Origin of the sequence: Kothea flammea, from assembly GCF_052161645.1 — a bacterium.
GTDB lineage: Bacteria > Planctomycetota > Planctomycetia > Pirellulales > Pirellulaceae > Laterigemmans.
Genome location: NZ_CP197414.1, coordinates 1,973,903 through 1,994,541, shown reverse-complemented (window position 1 = coordinate 1,994,541; position 20,639 = coordinate 1,973,903). Strand labels below are relative to the sequence as shown.

At 56.5% G+C, this 20,639-nt stretch carries 13 protein-coding genes; 5 read left to right on the top strand and 8 right to left on the bottom strand.

Annotation, left to right across the window (positions count from 1 at the left end; genetic code table 11):
* Window positions 1-102: 102 nt before the first annotated feature.
* Complete coding sequence (gene uvrA, locus SH139x_RS07110; protein ID WP_488354579.1) at window positions 103-3,081, bottom strand: excinuclease ABC subunit UvrA; 2,979 nt, start codon at window positions 3,079-3,081, stop codon at window positions 103-105.
* A 63-nt stretch (window positions 3,082-3,144) separates the two neighbouring features.
* On the opposite strand from uvrA, the gene ligA reads away from it, so the two are divergent.
* The 4 genes from ligA (at window position 3,145) to SH139x_RS07090 (ending at window position 7,722) form a co-directional block, all read left to right on the top strand.
* Window positions 3,145-5,208, top strand: coding sequence for an NAD-dependent DNA ligase LigA (gene ligA, locus SH139x_RS07105; protein ID WP_488354578.1), 2,064 nt, complete (start codon window positions 3,145-3,147; stop codon window positions 5,206-5,208).
* Between the two features lie 88 nt (window positions 5,209-5,296).
* Complete coding sequence (locus SH139x_RS07100) at window positions 5,297-5,968, top strand: RNA polymerase sigma factor (RefSeq protein ID WP_488354577.1); 672 nt, start codon at window positions 5,297-5,299, stop codon at window positions 5,966-5,968.
* Window positions 5,955-6,737, top strand: a complete 783-nt coding sequence (locus SH139x_RS07095; RefSeq protein WP_488354576.1) for a hypothetical protein — start codon at window positions 5,955-5,957, stop codon at window positions 6,735-6,737. Before SH139x_RS07100 ends, SH139x_RS07095 begins: the two co-directional genes overlap by 14 nt.
* Window positions 6,738-6,762: 25 nt before the next feature.
* Window positions 6,763-7,722 carry a hypothetical protein gene (locus tag SH139x_RS07090; protein ID WP_488354575.1) on the top strand — a complete coding sequence of 320 codons (960 nt, stop codon included), beginning with the start codon at window positions 6,763-6,765 and terminating at the stop codon, window positions 7,720-7,722.
* A gap of 41 nt (window positions 7,723-7,763) precedes the next feature.
* Here SH139x_RS07090 and SH139x_RS07085 read toward each other — a convergent pair whose 3' ends face one another.
* The 6 genes from SH139x_RS07085 to SH139x_RS07060 all read right to left on the bottom strand — a co-directional run bounded on the left by SH139x_RS07085 (window position 7,764) and on the right by SH139x_RS07060 (window position 15,610).
* Window positions 7,764-8,909 carry a DUF6268 family outer membrane beta-barrel protein gene (locus tag SH139x_RS07085; protein WP_488354574.1) on the bottom strand — a complete coding sequence of 382 codons (1,146 nt, stop codon included), beginning with the start codon at window positions 8,907-8,909 and terminating at the stop codon, window positions 7,764-7,766.
* A gap of 395 nt (window positions 8,910-9,304) precedes the next feature.
* Window positions 9,305-9,523 (bottom strand): hypothetical protein, encoded by a 219-nt coding sequence (locus SH139x_RS07080; protein ID WP_488354573.1) that lies wholly within the window; start codon window positions 9,521-9,523, stop codon window positions 9,305-9,307.
* A 101-nt stretch (window positions 9,524-9,624) separates the two neighbouring features.
* On the bottom strand, window positions 9,625-10,020 hold the full coding sequence (locus tag SH139x_RS07075; protein ID WP_488354572.1) for an HU family DNA-binding protein: 396 nt from the start codon (window positions 10,018-10,020) through the stop codon (window positions 9,625-9,627).
* Between the two features lie 237 nt (window positions 10,021-10,257).
* Window positions 10,258-10,716 (bottom strand): YkgJ family cysteine cluster protein, encoded by a 459-nt coding sequence (locus SH139x_RS07070; RefSeq protein WP_488354571.1) that lies wholly within the window; start codon window positions 10,714-10,716, stop codon window positions 10,258-10,260.
* 314 nt (window positions 10,717-11,030) lie between these two features.
* Window positions 11,031-12,893, bottom strand: coding sequence for a heavy metal translocating P-type ATPase (locus tag SH139x_RS07065; RefSeq protein ID WP_488354570.1), 1,863 nt, complete (start codon window positions 12,891-12,893; stop codon window positions 11,031-11,033).
* Window positions 12,890-15,610: a PAS domain-containing protein gene (locus tag SH139x_RS07060; RefSeq protein WP_488354569.1), complete on the bottom strand. Its 2,721-nt coding sequence runs from the start codon at window positions 15,608-15,610 to the stop codon at window positions 12,890-12,892. Before SH139x_RS07060 ends, SH139x_RS07065 begins: the two co-directional genes overlap by 4 nt.
* A 286-nt stretch (window positions 15,611-15,896) precedes the next feature.
* On the opposite strand from SH139x_RS07060, the gene SH139x_RS07055 reads away from it, so the two are divergent.
* Window positions 15,897-19,277 carry a bifunctional serine/threonine-protein kinase/formylglycine-generating enzyme family protein gene (locus tag SH139x_RS07055; RefSeq protein ID WP_488354568.1) on the top strand — a complete coding sequence of 1,127 codons (3,381 nt, stop codon included), beginning with the start codon at window positions 15,897-15,899 and terminating at the stop codon, window positions 19,275-19,277.
* On the opposite strand, the gene SH139x_RS07050 is transcribed toward SH139x_RS07055, so the two are convergent.
* Complete coding sequence (locus tag SH139x_RS07050) at window positions 19,266-20,357, bottom strand: hypothetical protein (protein WP_488354567.1); 1,092 nt, start codon at window positions 20,355-20,357, stop codon at window positions 19,266-19,268. The genes SH139x_RS07055 and SH139x_RS07050 overlap by 12 nt on opposite strands.
* Window positions 20,358-20,639: the final 282 nt, after the last annotated feature.

The window sequence follows — 20,639 nt, the reverse complement described above, 5'->3', positions numbered from 1 at the left end:
CCGATTGCCCTTGGCCGGCTGAAGCCGGGACACCAGCATGCGCTGGTGTTTAGCCTTCAGGCGATTCGGCATGCGCAAGCGATTGGGGACAATCGCTCTACATTATGCTCTCCGCAAACATGCTCCCGTTTTTGACTTGGCTACTTTTGCGATCTCGTCGGGTGTTCCCTCAGCCACGATTTGGCCACCCGCAGCGGCCGCGCCGGGGCCCAAGTCGATGATGTAGTCGGCCGCTCGCATCAACTGCAAATTATGTTCGACCACAATCAGCGAATGGCCATCAGCCACTAAGGCATCAAAACAATCAATCAATTTCACAATATCAGCAAAGTGCAATCCGGTGGAAGGCTCGTCGAGAATAAATAACGTCCGACGGCGACGCGCGGAGGCCAAGAAACCCGCCAATTTCAGCCGCTGAGCTTCTCCCGATGACAACGTGGTTGCCGATTGACCAAGTCCCACATACTCCAAGCCCACATCAATCAACCGCTGCAACTTCTTGAGCAACTTTTCGTGCCCCCGAAAAAAACTCATCCCTTGACGCACCGTCATCTGCAAACACTCCGCAATGTTGCGATCACGATGACGAATCTGCAAGATCTCAGGCCGGTAACGCGTGCCCTGGCAAGCTGGACAGCGCATGGTAATGTCCGCTAAGAACTGCATATCAATGGCCAACACTCCATCGCCTTGGCAAGTCTCACAGCGGCCTTTCTCACTGTTAAAACTAAAATGTCCCGCAGTCAGTCCGCGTGTCCGCGCCGCTACCGTTTCGGCAAACACTTCGCGAATCGCATCAAAGGCCTTGATGTAAGTCACCGGGTTGCTCCGCGGGCTGCGACTGATCGGAGATTGATCGATCAACAACACATCCTCCAGTTGCCCGTCCCCAATCAGATCGCGATAAGGTAGCAGCTGGCTGGTTGATTTTCGTTTCCGTTTGCACAACGCGCCATGCAACGTTTGCATCACCAGCGAACTCTTGCCACTGCCGGAAACCCCAGTCACCAAGCAAAGCACCCCCAACGGAAACGCCACCTCAAGATCTTTCAAATTGTTGCCGCTCGCGCCACTCAGACGCAACCAACCACGAGGCCGACGGCGCTCGCCAACTTCGGACAACTTACCCCGCCTGCCAGCAATGAAATCGCCAGTGATGCTCTGCGGACTGGCCACCATCTCCGCCAAATTGCCGCTGAACACCAACCGTCCTCCCATCGTTCCCGCCCCCGGACCCAGCTCAATTAAATGATCGGCTCGCCGCATGATGGCTTCATCGTGCTCGACCGCCACCACCGTGTTGCCGCGGTCACGCAGCGCCACAATCGCTTCGCAAAGACAATCGACATCATGCGGATGCAGACCGGCTGTCGGTTCGTCTAACACATATAACATGTTGACCAAGGATGAACCGAGGGCGCCGGTTAACGCCACCCGCTGACTCTCACCTCCCGACAATGTCCGCAGCGTGCGGCTGAGCTGCAAATATCCCAAACCGACGGTCCGTAAATAACCCAATCGACCTTGGATCTGAGCTAACAATTCGTCGGCAATCTCAGCCGCCCGCGAGGTTAACTCCAGCTGGGCAAAAAACTCAATTGCCTGCTCGACTTCCAGCTCCATCAACGTGGCTAAATCTTTACCGCCAACGTGATAAGCCAACGCGTGCGGCCGCAACCGCCGACCTTGGCATGTGGGACAACGACGATAAGTCCGCCAACGGGAGAGAAAGACGCGGACGTGCATCTTATATTTCTTCCGTTCCAGCCAAGCAAAAAAACCTCGCAGACCACCAAAGTCATCAACCTCGGAACCTTCTTGAATCAGCTGCAAAACCTCCGCAGGCAACTCGGCAAAGGGAACGTCGACGGGCAATTTCCGCCGCCTGGCGATCTCCAGTAACTCATGCAACTCGTGCCGGTACGAAGGCGAAGTCCAAGGAGCGATCGCCCCCTCTCGCAACGATTTTGTGCGATCGGGAACAATCAAATCCATATCCAACTCCATCACGTCCCCAAAGCCTTCGCACTCCGGGCAGGCACCGAGCGGATGATTAAAACTGAACAGTCGCGGCTCGGGATCGGGATAATCAATGTCGCAAACATCACAGCGGCGAGTTTGATTTAACCGCACATCCACCCATTGGCCACCATCGACCGTCAACAGCTTTGCGGTGGCGCCGATCGGCAAGCCGGCCGGGTACTCTGCAGCATCGGGCAACGGTTCCAACAGCAACCTGGCTTCGCCATTCCCCTCGTTAAACGCGGTCTCCAGCGATTCGGTCAAACGAGCCGCTTCATCGCTGGAACGCAGCCGATCGACGATTACAACGGCTTCGCTGCCACGGCGGTTATCGATCGATTTGGCCAGACTTTGTCGATTTTCATCGGATAGATGGAACGTTTGCTCGCCCAACACCAGTCGCAAAAAACCTTGCGTCTGCAAATCGGCCAAGATCTCCGCCGCCTCAACCCGATTGGGCAACCACACGGGAAAACCGATCATCAGCCGCAGTTGAGACGACAACTGCTGAACCGCCGCGGAGACCGTTTGCGGGCTGGCCGTTCGCACCTCGGCACCGCAGTTGTAACAATTCAACTGGGCAACTTTCGCGAACAGCAAACGCAAGTAATCGGCCGTCTCGGTTGCCGTGGCCACCGTGCTGCGATTGCCGCGATGCCCACCCGATCGCGTCACGGCGATGGCTGGTGGCAGGCCTTCCAAACTCTCGCAATCCGGTTTATCGAGCCGCTGCAAAAACTGCCGCGTGTAAGCCGAAAAACTTTCGATGTACCGCCGTTGCCCTTCGGCGTACAACGTATCGAGCGCCAAGGAAGTCTTCCCGCTGCCAGAAACTCCGCAAATTGCCACCAATTGATGGCGGGGAATATCGACATCCACGCTCTGCAGGTTGTGCACGCGAGCCCCCCGCACCAAAATTGGGCGACTCAGGCCGCTGGCTTGCTCAGACAGGCTGGTTTTTTCGGGAAGATGATCGGCTGCGGGCAATGTGGCGGACTCATTGGAAAGGGGCCTGGGATAACCGTTGCTGTATCCATCACAATAACGGTCGCCGGCCATTTTGGCAGCGGCCCACTGTTTCCACTAGTTAATCCACTTTTCTCGCTCGGCGATAACGGCAAGATGGCCCGATCCCATAACCACTCCTCGACCACTCCCGCCGATGTGGTGGCGCAATTGCACCAACTGCGGTCTGAAATTCGCCACCACGATCAACGTTACTACGTCGACGCGGCTCCCGAAATCAGCGATCTCCAGTACGATCGGCTGCTCGACCAACTCAAGCAACTGGAAGCCGCCCATCCAACGTTGGTGACTGCCGATAGCCCCACCCAGCGGATCGGCGACGCACCGGTGCCCCATCTCGAGCAGGTGCCGCACCGTGTGCCGATGCTCTCGATCGACAACACCTACAGCCGCGAGGAGCTGGCCGCCTACTTTACCCGCACCGAAAAATTGCTGCCCGAGGAAACGATCAGCTGGGTGCGCGAATTTAAGATCGACGGGGTCGCTTGCTCGATCATTTACGAACAAGGCGTGTTGCGCCGCGCACTCACCCGCGGCAATGGCCAAGTCGGCGATGATGTCACCCACACCATTCGCACCATCCGAGACGTGCCCTTGAAATTAGTTGGCGGCAATCCGCCGACTTATCTCGAAGTCCGGGGCGAAGTATACATGACCAATTCGGACCTTGCCGATTTGAACCTCAGGCAAGCACAAGCCGGTTTGGAACCTTACAAAAATACCCGCAACGTTACCGCCGGCACCATGCGAACGTTGGATTCGCAAGTCGCCGCCGCCCGCAACCTGCGTTTCTTCTGTCACGGGATGGGGTATTGCGAAGGTCTGGATATCTCCAGCCACATGGAATTCCTGGCTCTGATCGGCCGACTGGGGCTGACACCCACCCCGGGCGTGATGTTGTATCGCCAAGCCAGCGACGCGTTGGCAGCGGTCGATGCCAGCGAAGAGGCTGCCGGCGAGATGGACTTTGAGATCGACGGGTTGGTCTTCAAAGTGAATGATCTCTCACAACGCGAGCGGCTGGGGGCACGTTCCAAAAGTCCCCGCTGGATGATCGCTTATAAGGTTGAAAAGTATGAGGCAGTGACCAAGCTGGAAAAAATTGATGTCCAAGTCGGTAAGACGGGAGCCATCACGCCGGTTGCCTATTTGCAGCCAGTCAATATCGCCGACACCACCGTCAGTCGCGCCAGCTTGCACAACGCCGATGAGATCGAACGGCTCGACGCCCGCGTGGGCGATTGGGTGGTTGTGGAAAAAGCGGGAAAGATCATTCCCAAAGTGGTGCGGGTGGAAAAACATCGTCGCCAGCAAACCCTGGAACCTTATCACTTTCCCACTCGTTGTCCCCAGTGTGATTCACAACTGCAACGCGACGAGGGAGGTGTCTATATTCGCTGCACCAACCCGGCTTGCCCAGCGCAGCTGCGACAGCGACTCTACTATTATGCGGGTCGCAGTGGGATGGATATTGACTCCCTCGGTGAAAAGATCATCGATCAATTAGTCGAATCGGGGCTGGTGAAAAACTATCATGATCTGTACGACCTCACCGCGGCACAATTGATGGAGCACGTGGAGTTGGTCAAGCAGCGCAAAGCGGACAAGATCGTCCGCGCTGTCGAAGCGAGCAAGGACCGGGGAATGGCTCGCGTGTTGACCGCCATCGCCATCCGGCACGTGGGCCCCCGCGTCGCCAAAGTGCTCGCCAAAAACTTTCCCGACATCAAGGCGCTGAGCGCTGCTGATCCTCAGCAGTTGGCGGATATCAATGAGATCGGCCCCATCATCGCCGACAGCGTGCACAGTTTTCTGGCTAGCCAACATGGGCAAGAAACGATCGCCGGGCTGCGACAAGCGGGCGTCAGGCTGACATCCGACCTCTACGCGGCCGAGCAACCAGGGGATGGCGCAGAGGAAAGTCAGCCCCTGCCGCTGGCGGGCAAAACAGTGGTCGTGACCGGGACGCTGACGAAATATACTCGCGATCAAATGAAAGCGACCATCGAACAATACGGAGGGCGGGCCTCCAGCAGCGTTTCGAGCAGCACCGATTACCTAGTCGCTGGCGAAAAGGCGGGGAGTAAACTGAGCAAAGCCGAGAGTTTGGGTATTCCCGTTTTGACCGAGGACCAGCTGGACGAGCTACTGGGGCTGTGAGTACTGCAGTAGCTGTGATGGCAGTTTCCCGTCAAGATTTTGTTTTTTTCTTTGGCACTCGCCCGACAGCGGCAATATGTAGGGTGTCATGAGTGCCGAACCAACATCCGAAACGACCGCCCCGGACACCCTGTCGGAGCCACCAGCCGGGCGCAACGGCAGTGTGACCGGCAGCCCGATAGTTAGTGCTACCGGCGGCGTGAATAACAGCGGCCCCGATGCCGACAGCACCGACCTCAGTTGGGCGCTGCAGCATGCCGATTGGCTGGGACGTTTGATTGCCAACCGCATTCGGCCGCTCGATTGTGAAGAGGAAGTATTGCAGGAGGTATGGCTGGCAGCCTCGCGGTCGCCCAGCGTGCCGGAGTGCCCCACGGAACAGACTCCCTGGCTAGCCCGCGTGGCGATCCGCCAGTGCGCGCTGGCGCTGCGAAGTTGGCTCCGCCGCCAAAAACGGGAATCGACTTACGCCTCGCAAATGGGCCAGCAGGTTGAGCGTGCTCAAGCTGACCCCTTGTTCTCGCTGCTGGTTGATGAAAAACGGCAATTGGTGCGTGAGCAGTTCCAGCACTTACCAGCAGAGCAACGTCAATTGTTAGAAATGAAATATGTGAATGGTTGGACCTATCGGAAAATTAGCCAAAGTCTGGGGATGAATCTTACAGCGGTGGAATATCAATTAACCAAGGCTCGCAAAGCACTACGGGCGCGCTTGGTTCAGGTGGGTGTCGAGGAGGGCAATGGTCATGCAAGAAAGTGAAATCGAAGAACTGCAAAGAGAACGTTTCGTTGATGGTGAACTATCGCCCCAGCAGGAAGATGATTTTCTGGCGGCCTGTGAAGCCCAACCGGAGCGATATCGGTCATTGGCATTGAGTTTTGTCGAAGCTCGCCGCTGGTCGCAGGCCCTGCGGGAGGGACCGCTGAGCTTTGCAATCAAGCAGCAGCCACAACCGCCACAGAAATTACAACCGATCGCTGCCAGTCGCCCGGCGGCGGTCGATCGCCTCAGCTGGACGCGGTGGCTCAGCGGGCTGGCTGCCGCTTTGCTGATCGGCGCCTTTACCGGCTATCTGGCTGCCCCCGTAAAAACCTCATACCCACTGAGCCCAGTCAATACGCCAAGTGATGCGCCGACTAGGCTGGCTCAACAAACAGATTCCCCAAACACCAAACCGCTTGATCATGGCCCGCAGACCGGTGCCAGCGATCAGCCACCAGCTGCGCCTGCCAGCGCCAACAACTTGGCTAACGCTTCGCTGCCGGACACGAATCAGGACACCCATCAAGCCGTGAATCGTGCGCCCAACCGCCAGCCACTCGGCTCGCTGGGCGACCGCCAGACGCTTGCCAAGCTCGTGCGTCATTTGGAACCTCAGCCAATGTTTCCGCAATCAACCGTGGAACAGTTGGCCAGTGATGGCGTTATGGTCGATCAGTCGACTCGCTTGTTTCTAATCGAACTTCCGGATGGCCAACAGTTGGCAGTTCCGGCTCAGTTCATCAATTTGTCTCACCAGTCTCCCTAGTTTCCCTTTGAAAAGGATTTAGACGATGCGCATGTTTTGGTCATTAACATGTTTGATGTTGCTTGCCACCACCAGTTGGTCACAAGACGCTACGGAAGCCAAAGCGGAACCGCCCGCCGAAAAGTTACGGGTGAAAGCCGAAGTCAAAACAGAACCTACCGTCAACAACGTCGTAACTTCCACCATCACCGTGGTCACCGTCGATGAAGATGGCAACGTGATTTCGGAAAATATCCAGGGCGGAGAAGGGCAGGCGACCAAGGGGGGCAAGTCAATGAATTTCCAAATCAAGGATGGAGTCTTGGAAATTCTCTTACCTGACGGTTCCAAAAAACAGGTTCAGCTTGGCGAAGCAACCGCGAAGGGCAAAGTCGCCCTCAGTATTTTAGGAGAATTCCCAGTCGAAGCACTGAAGCTTGAGGCGAGTGAGGTCCAACTGCGGGAAGGTGTGGAAATCAAAGGCTTGGAAGAGGTCGTCAAAGGCTTCGAAGTCCAGCTTGGTGAGTCAATGAAAGGCCTCGAACAGGCCTTTCAGCACCTCGACAAGGAAGAAAGCGAGCAACTCCGCAAAAAGATCAGCGACGCGATCCGCAAATCCCTGCCCAACCAACAAATGAAGTTGCTGCGATTGGGTGAAGCGGCAATCGTCACGGTCGAAGAAGGGAAAGCAACTGCACAAGAAACTGCCAAAGGCTCACAGGTAGTAGCAGGGGTCGCAGTTGTAGATGGTTCCGCAATCGTGAATGGTTCAGAGGTTAGCGAAGGGCCAGAAGTCATCGAAGTTCGCGTCGAAGGCGAAGCGGGAGACAAGCAGTCGTTGCGGAGGATCAAAGTCATCCGCAACGGAAGTGGCAAAATGATTCTTCGCAACGAAGCCGAGCAGCCCAAAGTCGTCAATGCCGAGAACGCGATCCTGCAAAAGCTCGATCAGATTATCGAGCGGATCGAAAAACTCGAAGCCGACGTGAAACAGCTGAAGCAATAGCCCGAGTTGTTGTCGCTAGAAAACCACTGCGGCCCGCGCCTTTACAGCGTGATGCCGCCACGGAAGAAGAGCGAATCATCGAAATCGACTTCCTGGCCAGTGCTTTCATACTCCACCGAACGACCGAAGGCGGCGCCCGCTTCGAAGAACAAGCCGCGACCGCCTTCGCGAATATGCTCCCAGCCGAAGACCCACTGAATGTCACGAATGTTCAACACATCATCGGTACCATTGGCTCGCTCAACGGCCCAAGTGTTCCCCCCCAGCGCGACGCCGCTGTAAATCCAGCTTTCACTCATGGCACCCTGCTTGTCAATGCGACGAGCGATTCTAGGCCTGGGAAAATTGGCTTCCACTCGCCAGAGCGGCGTGGGAGTCCAAGTGAAACCCAGAGCGGGCAACAAGGGAATGTCATCGCGATCTAAATACACGGCTCCCATCGAAACGCTCAACCGGTTCGGTACCCAGTCGTAGGTCAGCAACCCTAACCCGAAGAGGCGAAACGCGTCGTTGCTGGTTTGAAAGTCGCTGCGGATGCTGGGGGTGGCCATGGCCATCAAACTCCAACGTTCTGAGAGCTTTCGCCGCCAGGTGAAATTGACCCCCGCGTCATACAAATTGCTGGGTAAATCAATCGCGCCGGACGAATTCACCACATCATGACGGATGCTGGGAGCGATGATTACCACATTGTCCATACCATCGAGCGGCACCGCAAACCGCACAGCCAAATTGTAATGGGCCAACCCCAAGTCGCCGTCACCCAGGAAACCACCGCTGATTGTGGAGCCTTGGTAGGCACTTTGCCGAAATCTGGTGATCGGGGTTTCGTCGAGGCACTGATTGCAGCTGCCACAGACGCCACCCGGCTGACAACCAATGGAGTGCGCACCGCCATACAGCTCTTGGGAATAATCTCCCACGGCTCCCGTGGAATCGGCAGGCGGGTAAGGAACCGGATACGCACCCGCGGTTCCCCGCTGTGACCCCGACCCAATAATGTCATCCGATCCGCTCAGATCGTCCAAGCCCCGAATCCACTCGCTATCTGGCTCGGCGACCGGACTGCTGGTGATCCGCAAATCGGAAGGCGACAGCTCATCATAAGCGTCTTGCGCAACCAACGATCCCATGCAGCCAAGGGAAGCTAGGCCGCACGCTGCCGCTCTGACGATCCATCGCTTCATAAACTTATTCGCTTGAAAGTGCCCAAGAATGCCCCCAGAGTTAGCCTCCAGCGGGATCGTGCCGGAAAGAAATCGAATCTTTCTGGCCAAAATTCACCAACTGTAACTGTCGGGTGTAGCTTGTTCACTTCATCAAAGTCAATTTCATAACCGGCAAGAGTTGCCAAGTTAGCAGATAGCAGTTAGCAGTTTGCCGCGGTTCCTGTTAGCCGTTTGGCCGCTAGGCCGCAGTTCCCGCACTGAGCCGAACCAATCACGTGCAATGAAACGGTCGCTAACGCCAAAACCGCTAACAGTCCGTTAGCCGTTTGGCCGCTAGGCCACGGTTCCCGCATTGAACCGAACCAATCACGTGCAATAAAACGGTGGCTAACGCCAAAACCGCTGACGGCCGATTAGATAATGCCGCCGTGCGTTCGCAGTGGCGTCATGTGACTGGGCTGGTCCAAGAACCAAAAGCGTTCCCATTCGGCAACCAAGTTGCGCAAGTCCTCGGAGGTGTACAGCAGTTGCTGGACACGCTTCTCAGGACGAGCCGAATAAATTGGCAGAAAGCAGCCCACGGTCGAGCTGACACAGGCGGCAAGGACAACTAGTTGCAAAAAGCGACGCATCGCTCGTTCCTCCGTGAACGGTCCAAATGACTATGCGGATTATTCGGCTTGTCCTGCCGGCCCTCGCCACAAAAGAATGAAAAATCTTCTGACTTTGTGGCTTATGCCGACTCGGATGATCCAATTTCAGGCTTCTTCAACGGTGCTGCCGACGGGGTCCCCGCCTGCTTCCAATCCGTCAAATTCAGTTTGGCCGCGGCTTCCGCCAGGGCACGTTCGTCCAACTCCTTAACGCGAGCTTCCATTTCCTTGCCCGGTTTGAAAGTGACCACATATTTCGCGGGCACCTCCACTTGTTTTCCGGTTCGGGGATTGCGAGCCCGCCGGGCCGCTCGCTGCTTGACTTCGAACACGCCGAAGTTTCGCAGCTCGATCCGTTGCTCGTTCACCAAACATTCGATGATCGCGTCAAACGTCTTCTGAACAATTTTTTTGGTCTGCTGCTGAGTCAGTCCGGCTTCCTCAGAGATCGTCCTTACGATGTCTTTCTTCGTCACACTTCTGGCTCCCTCGCGTGGACGCTCTAAAGCTGTAAACCGTTGACGCATAGTAACTTAATGCATCGCAAGTCTAGGCCGATAGAGCTCGTCCGTCAAGCCAACGGGGGGCCGACGGTCGCCTGCGTGTTCACCACAACCAGTCTCGGAAAGGATCCAGTCTCAACCATGTCGGAACTGACACAAACGTTATCGTCCCTACAGTCGCCCAATCTTGACTCGTTCCGGAAATGCCGCCTAAACGTCCCGCTCCAACCGTCGCTGCTCAATCTCTTCGATACTGTACAAACGCCCCACACCACTCCCCGGACAAATTTCACAAGTCTCCCGCCAAGCACGCCGGCTGGTTATCGTGCTATTCCAAAACGGCCACGTGCGACACTGCACCGGACGCTCTTCATAAACCGAACAGCCCCGCGTTTTGGGGTCAAGAAAAATACAATCCCCGTCCGGGTACTCGACTAACGACTTCCGCACCCCAACTTGCCGCACAAATTTGGACTCAAACTTGTCCACCTCCATCTCCATCCGCGCGGCCAAACGAACGATCTCACCCTCGTCCACCCACACATTGCCGGGTTCGCCTGTACAGCAATCGCCGCACTGCGTGCACTCGAATCGTAATCCGTCTTGGTACCAAGGCTGCCGCGTCGCTTGTTCACCACCGCCGCCAGCCGATTTTTTCTTCTTTGTCATCGCACCTGTTTCTCTGAGACTCGCCGTTCACCAAGGGATCCTAACGGCGGCCGTGCACCGCTGACCCTTGCAGCCAATACCAATCTAACAACCAACCTGGCCGCGGCGAAGTCAACCACCGGCAAGTTCCGCTTTATCGACTCCCACTCAAAATCTGACAGAATGCTTCCACCAGATGACTAATATCTTTCAAAATTTGATTGAATTCTCTCACTTGGCTACCTGCAACAATCTCAGCCCGTTGAAAATTACCAACAGCGATGCGCCCATGTCGGCCGCAATCGCTCCCCACAACGAGGCGAAGCCGAGCATCGTCAAAAAGACGAAAAGCGCTTTGACGCCGATTGCTGGCTATCGCCGGTCAACATCACGATCCATTCGACCCCCGCCGCACGCAATCGCCGCATCACCTCCGGCGCTTCTTCGCGAACTTGATCGGCGAGGCCGATCAGGCCGCAGATTTGCTCTCCGCTGCCAACCACGACCGTGGTTTTGCCCGCCCGCTGCAAAGCGTCCGCATGCTCGCTCAAAGCGGCGGTTTCCCCGGCATGCTGTTCCGCGTAGCGGGCCGAGCCCAGCCAATAAGACTTGCCGGCGATCGTGCCGCGGGTGCCCTGTCCGGGCAACACCTGAAACGGTTCCGCGACGGTAACCGCAATACCGCGACGTTGGGCTGTGGCGACGATGGCGCGAGCCAGGGGATGATGACTGTGCGTTTCCAAGCCGGCGGCAATTCGCAGCAAGCCAATTTCATCCTCATCGCCAAACGGAACCAGATCGACCACATCGGGCACGCCCCTGGTTAAAGTGCCCGTTTTATCGATCGCAATCGCGCGGATACCGGCGGGGAGTTCGACAAACACACCCCCTTTAATCAAGACGCCGTTGCGGGCGGCCGAGGCTAGCGCGGCGACAATCGTCACCGGCGTTGAAATCACCAGCGCGCAGGGGCAAGCGATGACCAGCAGGACCAGCGCGCGATATAGCCAATCGGACCAGGCTGCTGAGAATAACAGCACAGGGACCACGGCGATCAACAGCGCGGTAATCATCACGATCGGCGTGTAGACCGCCGCGAAGCGTTCCACCCAACGCTCCGCCGGAGCACGTTTCGTCTGCGCGCTGCCGACCGTTTGAATGATCCGTGCCAACGTGGTCGCATCGGCCAGTTTGGTCGTTTCGATCTCCAGCAATCCATCCCCGTTGATCGTGCCGGCAAAAACTTCCTCACCCACCGCTTTCTCAACCGGCATGCTCTCCCCGGTGATCGGCGATTGATCAACGCTGCTGATGCCCTTCACGACGCGGCCATCGAGGGGAATTTTTTCATGCGGCCTGATCACCACCAGCGAAGCCAACGCCACTTCCGCTGGCGGGACATCGCGGATCGCCCCAGCTGCTTCGCGAAGGTGAGCTACGGGAGGTGAAAGGTCCAACAACTCGGCAATCGCGCGGCGAGCCCGCCCCACGCTCCATGATTCCAACAGTAAGGAAAGCGCGAAAAGGAATGCGACCATCGCCCCTTCCAACCATTCACCAATGATCACCGCCCCCACGACGGCAACGACCATCAGTAGATTCATGTCGGGCCGCAACGTCAGCAACGCCCGCCAAGCTTTGGGGAGGACCAGAAACAACCCCGCCGCGATAGCCAGCAAATAACAAGCGACGACGACACCCGACAGTAGATTTAGCTGCGGAGTAAGCTGCGGAGCGGCGGCAAATCCTGGCAAGACGGGGGCCAAGCTGACCTGCAACACCGCGCCACAGAGTGTGAGAAAACCGCTGATCACGGTCAGCGCAACACGCGGGGAAACTCGCCGGTGCGACTCGCCACCGGTTGCTCGGCGCCCCGTTTGCCCGCGCCCCGTTTGCCAGCGTTCCGTTTGCCCGCGCCCCGTTTGCCCGCGCCCCGTTTGCCAGCGCCCCGTTTGCCAGCGTTCCGCCCGGCATCCCGTGCGGGCAATCGCGCTGACGATCTCTTTGGAGGAAACAGGCAAGCCAGTCAGCTCGAACACCAACTTGCCCTGCATCAAATCAAAACCTAATCGCCGCTCGTCACCAACTAACGGGAGCAGTTCACGCTTTAATTGAGCAATCTCCTCGCCGCAATCCATACCCACCACTCGCAACTCCAATCGCTGCGGTGGGGTGCACTCTGGATTGGCTAACGTCATACCTCTCGATTTCCCAATTGCTGAAACAGCTCGGCCAAGTTCTTGACGTCGACCGGTTTAACAAAGTGACCATCAAAACCTGATTCCATAGCGTTTTGACGATCTGTCTCCTGGCCATAACCGGTCAACGCGTACAGCGGGACGCGACGATAATCTTCCATGGCGCGAATTCTTCTTGCAAATTCGTGGCCATCGAGCGTCGGCATGGAGATGTCTGAAAAAATTACTTCGGGCCGAAAATCGTGCAACACTCTGAGTCCACCTTCTCCATGCTCCGCCTCGGCCACGGTATGCCCCAGTCGTTCCAGCAGCCGCACCATCATGGTGCGAATCGCCCGCACATCTTCCACCACTAAGACTCGGAACGAGCGGGTCGATTCGGCAAGATTCTCCGACGTCGCGGGTGGTTCCCAAACGGCTGATACATCGTCCAGCAGCGGCAGGCGGATGCTGAAAGTGCAACCCTCGTTTTCTCCGTTGCTCGACGCGACGACTTGCCCTTGATGCAATTCAACCAAGGTTTTAACTAATGATAAGCCAATCCCCAGCCCGGCCAGGCCCCGCTCCTTTGCCCCGTCCACTTGAGCAAACATCTCAAATACATTTGTCAGCTCGCTGCTTTCCAGACCAATACCGTTATCGCGAACCTCAATCCAGGCGAATGCGTCTTCACGTCCGGCTGATAGCCAGATCTCACCCGCGGCGGGTGTATATTTAGCAGCGTTGTTGAGCAAATTTACGACAACCTGCACCAGTCGCACGACATCGCCGTCGACGACCAATGGTTGTTCACTGTTGCTGAAATGTAAAATTTGGTTTGAGTTCGTGATAAAGGGCCGCGCCGCCTCGACCGCTCGCACCAGCACTTCCCGCAAATCACAAGGCTCGGTTTGCAAGGTCAGCTTACCGCGACTGATCCGGGAAACATCCAATAAGTCATCGATTAGTCGCACCATCTGGACGACTTGCCGATCAATCACCTCACTCAACTCGCGGACTTCCGCCGAGATGTCGGTTTTCAATTGCAGTAATTGCACAGCCGACTTGATCGGAGCCAATGGGTTGCGGAGTTCATGAGAGAGGGTCGCCAGAAAATCATCTTTGCGACGATTCGCTTCCGCTAACTTTGCCGCTACCTGCCGCAGTTCTTCCGCCAATGCCTCCCGCTCGGTGATATCCAAATTGATCCCGACCCAGCTCGTGATCTCACCCTGCTCGTTGATCACGGGGCGACCGCGAGTCAACACGGTCCGCATTGTCCCGTCGCGGGCAATCACCCGATGCTCGCGTTCCCAGGGCTCGCCATTCTGCCGACATTCGTCCCACTCGGCCAGCATCTCAGGTACATCGGAGGGAATCAGCCGCCTGGTCCAATCACCGGCGCGAGCCTCTTCGAGTGTCATGTCGAGTAAATCTAGAAAGGATTGGCTGACATACTCGGGACGCCCATCACGATCACATAACCAGACCCCGTAATCAATCGCTTCGCCCATGATGCGAAAACGTGTGGTGCGGTCAATTAAGGCCGCGGCCGTTTGCTTCATATCATGAATATCAGTGGCCGTCCCCAACCATCGCACCCCATCCTCGCCCTGCGAACGCAAGGCGCGACTCAAATGCCAACGGTAACTACCATCAGCCAGCCGCACCCGATGCTCACATCGATAAGCCTGTCCTGTTTGTAAAGCTCGTTGCCAAGCCTCCAGGGTCAGCTCAAGTTCATCGGGATGAACAACTGGCTGCCAATTCCAAACACCATGCTCATCCTGCTGGATTCCCGCGTAGCGAGATACTTGTGAGTTGTAATATGTCACCACCCCATCATTCGTTGTCGTCCAGACTAACTGGGGCATTGCCTCCGACAAATGTCGAAACCGCTCTTCGCTCGCCCGCAGCATCCGCTCCGTCCGCTTGCGATCGGAAATATCAACCGCGGAGCATACCAATTTGCTAATCTCCCCCGACTCGTCTCGCCAAGGCGCGATCTGGAAATCGAGCCAGTTGGCATCAGCTCCCGCGGAGGCGATTGGCATATCAAACCGCACGACTTGTCCCCTTGCAGCCAGCTCAATCGACTCTCGCAATTGTCGCTGAACCTCGGCGGAATAATTCCACCATGGATAATTCCACAACTGCTGCCCCAGCTCAAATGTCGCCTCGCCTGCACTGTAGGGCAAAGGAGCTCGATTGGCCTGCAACAACGTTCCATTCGTAGCCACCACACCGACGAAAGCGATCAAGCTCTCTAACACCTCCTGGTTACGACTCAACTGGCAATTTCGCTCGGCCGCCTCCGCGAAAGCTGCCGTGGTGCTCCGTGGTCGGGCCAATTCCGTTGCCACGCCGGCCCAACAAACGATCTGTTCGGTCGCGTCAAAAATGGGTTTTAATTCCAAACCGAATGGTTGATACTCGCCATCATGACGCCGCAGCCTCGCCTGAGATGTCAACGCTTCTTCGGCAGACAAGGCAGCTTGCCAAGCATCCCAAAGAGCCGGTAAATCCGCGGGGTGCACCGCCTGCTGCCAACACTCCTCTTGATCGGCGGCATACCCCCAGCCGATAAACTTCTGCCAACCCGGATTGGCATAGTCGAGTTGCCCACTGGCCAAAGCAGTCCACACCAACTGAGGTAGCGATTCGGCCAACCGCCGAAAGGGCTCGGCCGGATTGACCGCAGTTCCCGTAAGCGTCTGAAGATGATTAGCAGCGGACATAGCAAAATCAAAGCCAATGCGGATCCCAATGACAACGCAATCGTGGTGTTAGGTTAGCGTACGCAAGGAGCCAAAAAAAGGCTCACCGTTCTTAAGCGGGAAAACTACGACAGCCAACATGCACGGCGAACAACAGCTGAAATCGACGGCTGACAGCGATGATAGCACCATGTCGCTGCCCGGGGTAAACTCAGGTAGTGGTCAGTGATCGCCACTGGCGGCAGGGGCCCTCGGTAACTCTCAACACGCCATTTTTCCCGCGACCACACCCTTAATCAACGTATTCATGAGCGCTCAATCTTCTCTTCGCAGCCGACAGTTTCGTCACGCCTGCTACGAATTCGAGCAACGAATGCAGACTGGCGAGAAGCCTCAGATTGAGTCATTTCTGCCATCCCTGACCGAGGAGGAACGCCCAGCACTGTTGCGTGAATTAATCGCCATCGAAGTCGAATTGCGACTTGACCAGGGAGACACACCGCTCGCTAGCGAGTACACCCTGCGGTTCCCCCAGCAATCACGATTCATCCAACAGCTATTTGGCGAGACGATCGAGATGGCGGTAGATTTTCAGCAATCGCTGACAGATCGGGCTCCCTCGCTGGCCAGCGGCAAAGACGATGAGAGCACGTTTTTGACCGCCGAAAAGCTTGGTAACACAACTTGGTTACCATCCCACCCGACGGATGAACAATTTACTAATCAAGGAGTCATCCGGCACTATCCCCCCAACCAGACATTACCTAGCAACACAACGTTTGGTGACTACGAGTTGCTCCGGGAAGTCGCTCGCGGAGGCATGGGGATCGTGTATCAAGCCCGGCAAAAGTCACTCGATCGCGTTGTTGCTTTAAAGATGATTCTTTCCGGACAGTTCGCTGGCGGAGACGACGTCAAGCGTTTTTATGCCGAAGCCCAAGCGGCTGCCAATTTGGATCACCCGCGGATCGTTCCGATTTATGAAATTGGTGAGCATGCGGGACAACACTTCTATTCAATGGGGTTTATTAATGGCCACAGCTTGGCCGAACCGTTGCGGCATGGCCCACTCACACCCAGCTTGGCTGCCAAGTATGCCCAACAAATCGCCGAAGCAATTGCTTATGCCCACGCCCAGGGAGTCATTCATCGGGATATAAAACCAGCCAACGTGTTGATCGATTCAGCGGGGCAGATTCGCGTTACCGATTTTGGATTGGCAAAACGCATTGATACCGACAGCGACCTGACGGGCACCAGCCAAGTCTTAGGTACGCCGGCGTACATGTCGCCCGAGCAGGCCCGCGGGAATGCCGCTGATGTCAATCAACTGGCCGATGTGTATTCGCTCGGTGCGCTGCTCTACTGTTTATTGGCGGCACGCCCACCTTTCCAAGCCGCCACCACACTCGACACGCTGCTGCAAGTTCTCCACAACGAGCCCATCCCGCTGCGAAAAATCGACCCTTCCATTCCCCGTGACTTAGAGACAATCTGCGAGCGGTGTTTACAAAAAGAGCCTAGGCAACGTTACCAATCTGCGCAAGCCATAGCCGACGATCTAAACCGCTGGCAACAACACCAACCGATTCAAGCTCGCCCGATCTCAGCGGTTGAGAAAGGCTGGATGTGGTGCAAACGAGAACCGCTCGTGGCCAGCCTGATAGTTGCCATGATTGGCTTTTTGTTAATCGGCTCGAGTTTACTCTGGGAACGGCTTAATGCCTCACGCGCAGCGGGACTGGTCGACGCTTTGACCACAGCCGATGCGATCCAGGTTCCAGAGATCATCGACGCATTGCAAACGGTCAATTGGTGGGCCGAACCACTACTGACCTCAGCATGGCAAGATATCGAGTCCGACGACCATCTCAAACGACGCGTGGGAACTGCTTTGCTGTCCAGTCAACCAGATACGCTTCAACCGTCCGAGATTCGACCAGCTCTGCTTGAGTTAATGCTGGCGACTGAGGACCCCCGAGAATTCCTACTACTCCGCGACCAGTTAACACCTTTCATGTCAGGCCACACTATTCCACTCTGGGAAAGAGTGGCTTCATCATCGTCGCCGAGCGAACGTTTTCGCATCTTGATTTCGTTGGCTGCTTTCGATCCCGAGTCAACGCGTTGGCCACAACACGCCGCAGTATGCGTGGCCGAACTGCTAGCTTCCAACTCGCTCCATATAGGACTTTGGAGCGACGCGATCAGCCCCATCCGCCATCAATTGGTAACACCACTAAGTCGCGCCGCCCGCGCGGAAGTTGATCATGAACGAGGGCGCGTCGCGGCAACCTTGCTGACACGGTTCGCCGCAGATCGCCCGGATGTGTTAATCGAATTAGCGTTATCTGCTTCCCCAGCACAATTCAAGATCGCCTGGCCCGCGTTGCCTGCCGCCTCATTGACGATTCCAGCTCTGGAACGCGAGCTAGCGCGTCAAGCTCCACCACAAGCTGACGACGATGCTTTAGACCAACTGGCCACTCGTCAAGTCAATGCCGCCGTCACGCTCTTTCGTCTCGGGCTGACCACTCCAGCTTGGTCGCTACTGAGCGATACATCCAATCCACGACACAGAACTTATCTCATCCATCGCTTTGCCAGCTTCGAAGCAGAGCCCGATGGGTTATACCAGCGTTTTACCACCGAACAAGATCTTGGTGTGCGACAAGCCATTTTATTAGCGCTCGGAGAATACGATCCTCAACAAATAGCAAGCAACTTGCGGGGGCAAGTTATCAACTTGGCAGCCGCGGCAATCGTGACAGGCCGTTCACCCGGCATCCACTCCGCGGGACGCTGGCTGCTTCAACGCTGGGAGCAGCTCGAGCCTCTGCAACAGGCTCTCGGCACGCTGGCCAACCAGACAGAAAAAAACACTATCCAAAACGGGTATCAGTTGGCCGCGGCGAATCAGTGCTACGCGATCATCCCCGCCGGGACAAGCTTTCTCGTCACCGAGTTTGCGTACCCAGATGACGCTCCTCCCAGCAAAACCGAACGCTACGAAACACTGCCCCATTCCCTAGCGGTTGCCACGGATAAAGTCACGCTCGCTCAGTTCCGTCGCTTTCTTGCCGACACTGCGAAGTTTGATGAGCAAATGGAATATCCATTCGAGACGGCTCAAGCGGGTGACGCCCAACATCCGGCCACTCAAGTTACATGGGTGCAAGCTGCCAGATATTGTCGCTGGCTCAGCGAACAAGCGGGCATTCCCCCAGAACAGATGTGCTTTCCTGAAATTACCGAAATCAAGGAAGGCATCGATTTGCCCCCCGATTATCGTCAACGCAGCGGCTATCGACTGCCGACTCAACAGGAATGGGAGTGTTACTGCCGAGCGGGCACGACAACGCGATTTCCTTTTGGTTCTGATGTCGCCATGCTGCGTGAGTACAGCTGGCATGCGGAAAACTCGGGCCGCAATTTGTATCCCACCGGCTCGCTCAAACCAAACAACTGGGGTTTATTTGATCCTCTCGGCCAATGCCATGAATGGTGCATCGATACGATCTTTTTCTCGCCCGAGGTTCGCGAGCGGATTTTCCGGAGCACAGCTCGTTTTGATGATGGCGCTGAGGCTGCCGTTGCCTCGCCAGGCGTGAGTGCCAACCGCGCTACGTACCGCGGCAACGAATGCGGCTTCCGCATCGTGCGGACGCTGCCAGGCTTATCGATCTGACAACTCTCGCAAAGCTCGCTTGAGCGGGTCATCTTTCGGTTCCGCCTCAGAGAATGTCTTGGGATCGAGGGGGCGAACTGCGCCGGGATTGTTGGCGCGTTTGGCTGATCGAAACACATCTAAATCGCCACCTGGGAATAAGTCCCCGGGAGGGATGACAAAGTAACCAACGCCTTTCGGTTGATAGTTAATATCCTCAATCCGCTGCGGGCTCTTGCCAGTGCGATCAATGGCAATCGATTGCAGAAATTTCTCGTACACGGTCACGTCGTAATAAACGACCGGAGGAACCGCGGTGACAAACTGTTGTTGAAAGACGTTGCCGAGGGGATCGGCAACTTGATAGCTTTCCACGAAGGTTGCTCCCGAGTCACGTTGAAACTCGAAATTCCGCGAGCCACCGGCGGGAATTGCCAGATCGACGAAAGTCCCGGAGCGTAAATCGGTAATTCGGACCAACAATTCGCTGGAGTGGGTGTTGACCAGTCGCGTGGCGGCCGGGGGGAGTGGGGGATTGGGCCGCATCGCATGCTCGGCCATCTGCTGCACGGGAATGTTAACAACCGGAGGAGGTGGAGCGGGATCGAAAATCCACTCTTGCGCAGCGCGTCCGCTGGGCGGTTGTAAGCTGACCTGGGAATCCGTTTCGCCGGTTAAAAATAATCCCCGGAAGCCGACACTTTGCAATCGCACCGCTTGCGGCGCTCGTGGCGAGCGGGAGACTCGCCATAATTGCTCGAATTTATCGTCCGAACGCTCGATCCCCACCCGCCCCGTTTCGCGATCAACAGCCAGCGACCAGAGTCGCCCCGCCTCGAACAGCTGCAAGCGAACAGTGTTTTGCCCGACGGGAGCCAACGTCCAGTATTGCGCCCGGCTGGGACGTTGAGGCCGCATCGCCACGCTGCGTTTGGCCCCCGCAGTCAACACCCAGCGACGGGCAACAGTCGCTTCGGTAGCCAACGTACCGAGCATCGGTTCGCCCGCTGGTGGCAAACCGAAAGGTGCTTGAGGCTGTGCGGCGCAGCAACTGGCCATCCAGCCGCATAACAGCATCGCGGCGGCGTGTCGAAATCGCATGTTTCAGTTTCCCCTTCGAAAAGCGTTGTGCACAAATAGCGTGCAACACAGTCTCGGCAGGGCAAATTGCGGCAAGCCCGCACCGTGAACAGCCGTCTTAGCCATTATAGGCATTCAGCGGCTGAGGTGACGTGGGGCCAACGAAGCGCAACGTCGGCTATCCGAAATCACCAAGCTGCCGAATTATCCAAATCCACAGATTCAGGACTGCAGACAACATTCCACAAGAAGAGCGGACCGTTTAAAAAGAAATTGAGGTTTCAGCACGGAGCTACTCTCCGA

Bases quoted from the DNA above. Each gene is read 5' to 3' on its own strand.
- SH139x_RS07095 (WP_488354576.1), top strand. From the start codon at position 5,955: ATGCAAGAAAGTGAAATCGAAGAACTGCAAAGAGAACGTTTCGTTGAT.
- SH139x_RS07055 (WP_488354568.1), top strand. From the start codon at position 15,897: ATGAGCGCTCAATCTTCTCTTCGCAGCCGACAGTTTCGTCACGCCTGC.
- SH139x_RS07050 (WP_488354567.1), bottom strand. From the start codon at position 20,357: ATGCGATTTCGACACGCCGCCGCGATGCTGTTATGCGGCTGGATGGCC.
- SH139x_RS07060 (WP_488354569.1), bottom strand. From the start codon at position 15,610: ATGTCCGCTGCTAATCATCTTCAGACGCTTACGGGAACTGCGGTCAAT.
- uvrA (WP_488354579.1), bottom strand. From the start codon at position 3,081: ATGGCCGGCGACCGTTATTGTGATGGATACAGCAACGGTTATCCCAGG.
- SH139x_RS07070 (WP_488354571.1), bottom strand. From the start codon at position 10,716: ATGACAAAGAAGAAAAAATCGGCTGGCGGCGGTGGTGAACAAGCGACG.
- ligA (WP_488354578.1), top strand. From the start codon at position 3,145: ATGGCCCGATCCCATAACCACTCCTCGACCACTCCCGCCGATGTGGTG.
- SH139x_RS07065 (WP_488354570.1), bottom strand. From the start codon at position 12,893: ATGACGTTAGCCAATCCAGAGTGCACCCCACCGCAGCGATTGGAGTTG.
- SH139x_RS07100 (WP_488354577.1), top strand. From the start codon at position 5,297: ATGAGTGCCGAACCAACATCCGAAACGACCGCCCCGGACACCCTGTCG.
- SH139x_RS07080 (WP_488354573.1), bottom strand. From the start codon at position 9,523: ATGCGTCGCTTTTTGCAACTAGTTGTCCTTGCCGCCTGTGTCAGCTCG.
- SH139x_RS07085 (WP_488354574.1), bottom strand. From the start codon at position 8,909: ATGAAGCGATGGATCGTCAGAGCGGCAGCGTGCGGCCTAGCTTCCCTT.
- SH139x_RS07090 (WP_488354575.1), top strand. From the start codon at position 6,763: ATGCGCATGTTTTGGTCATTAACATGTTTGATGTTGCTTGCCACCACC.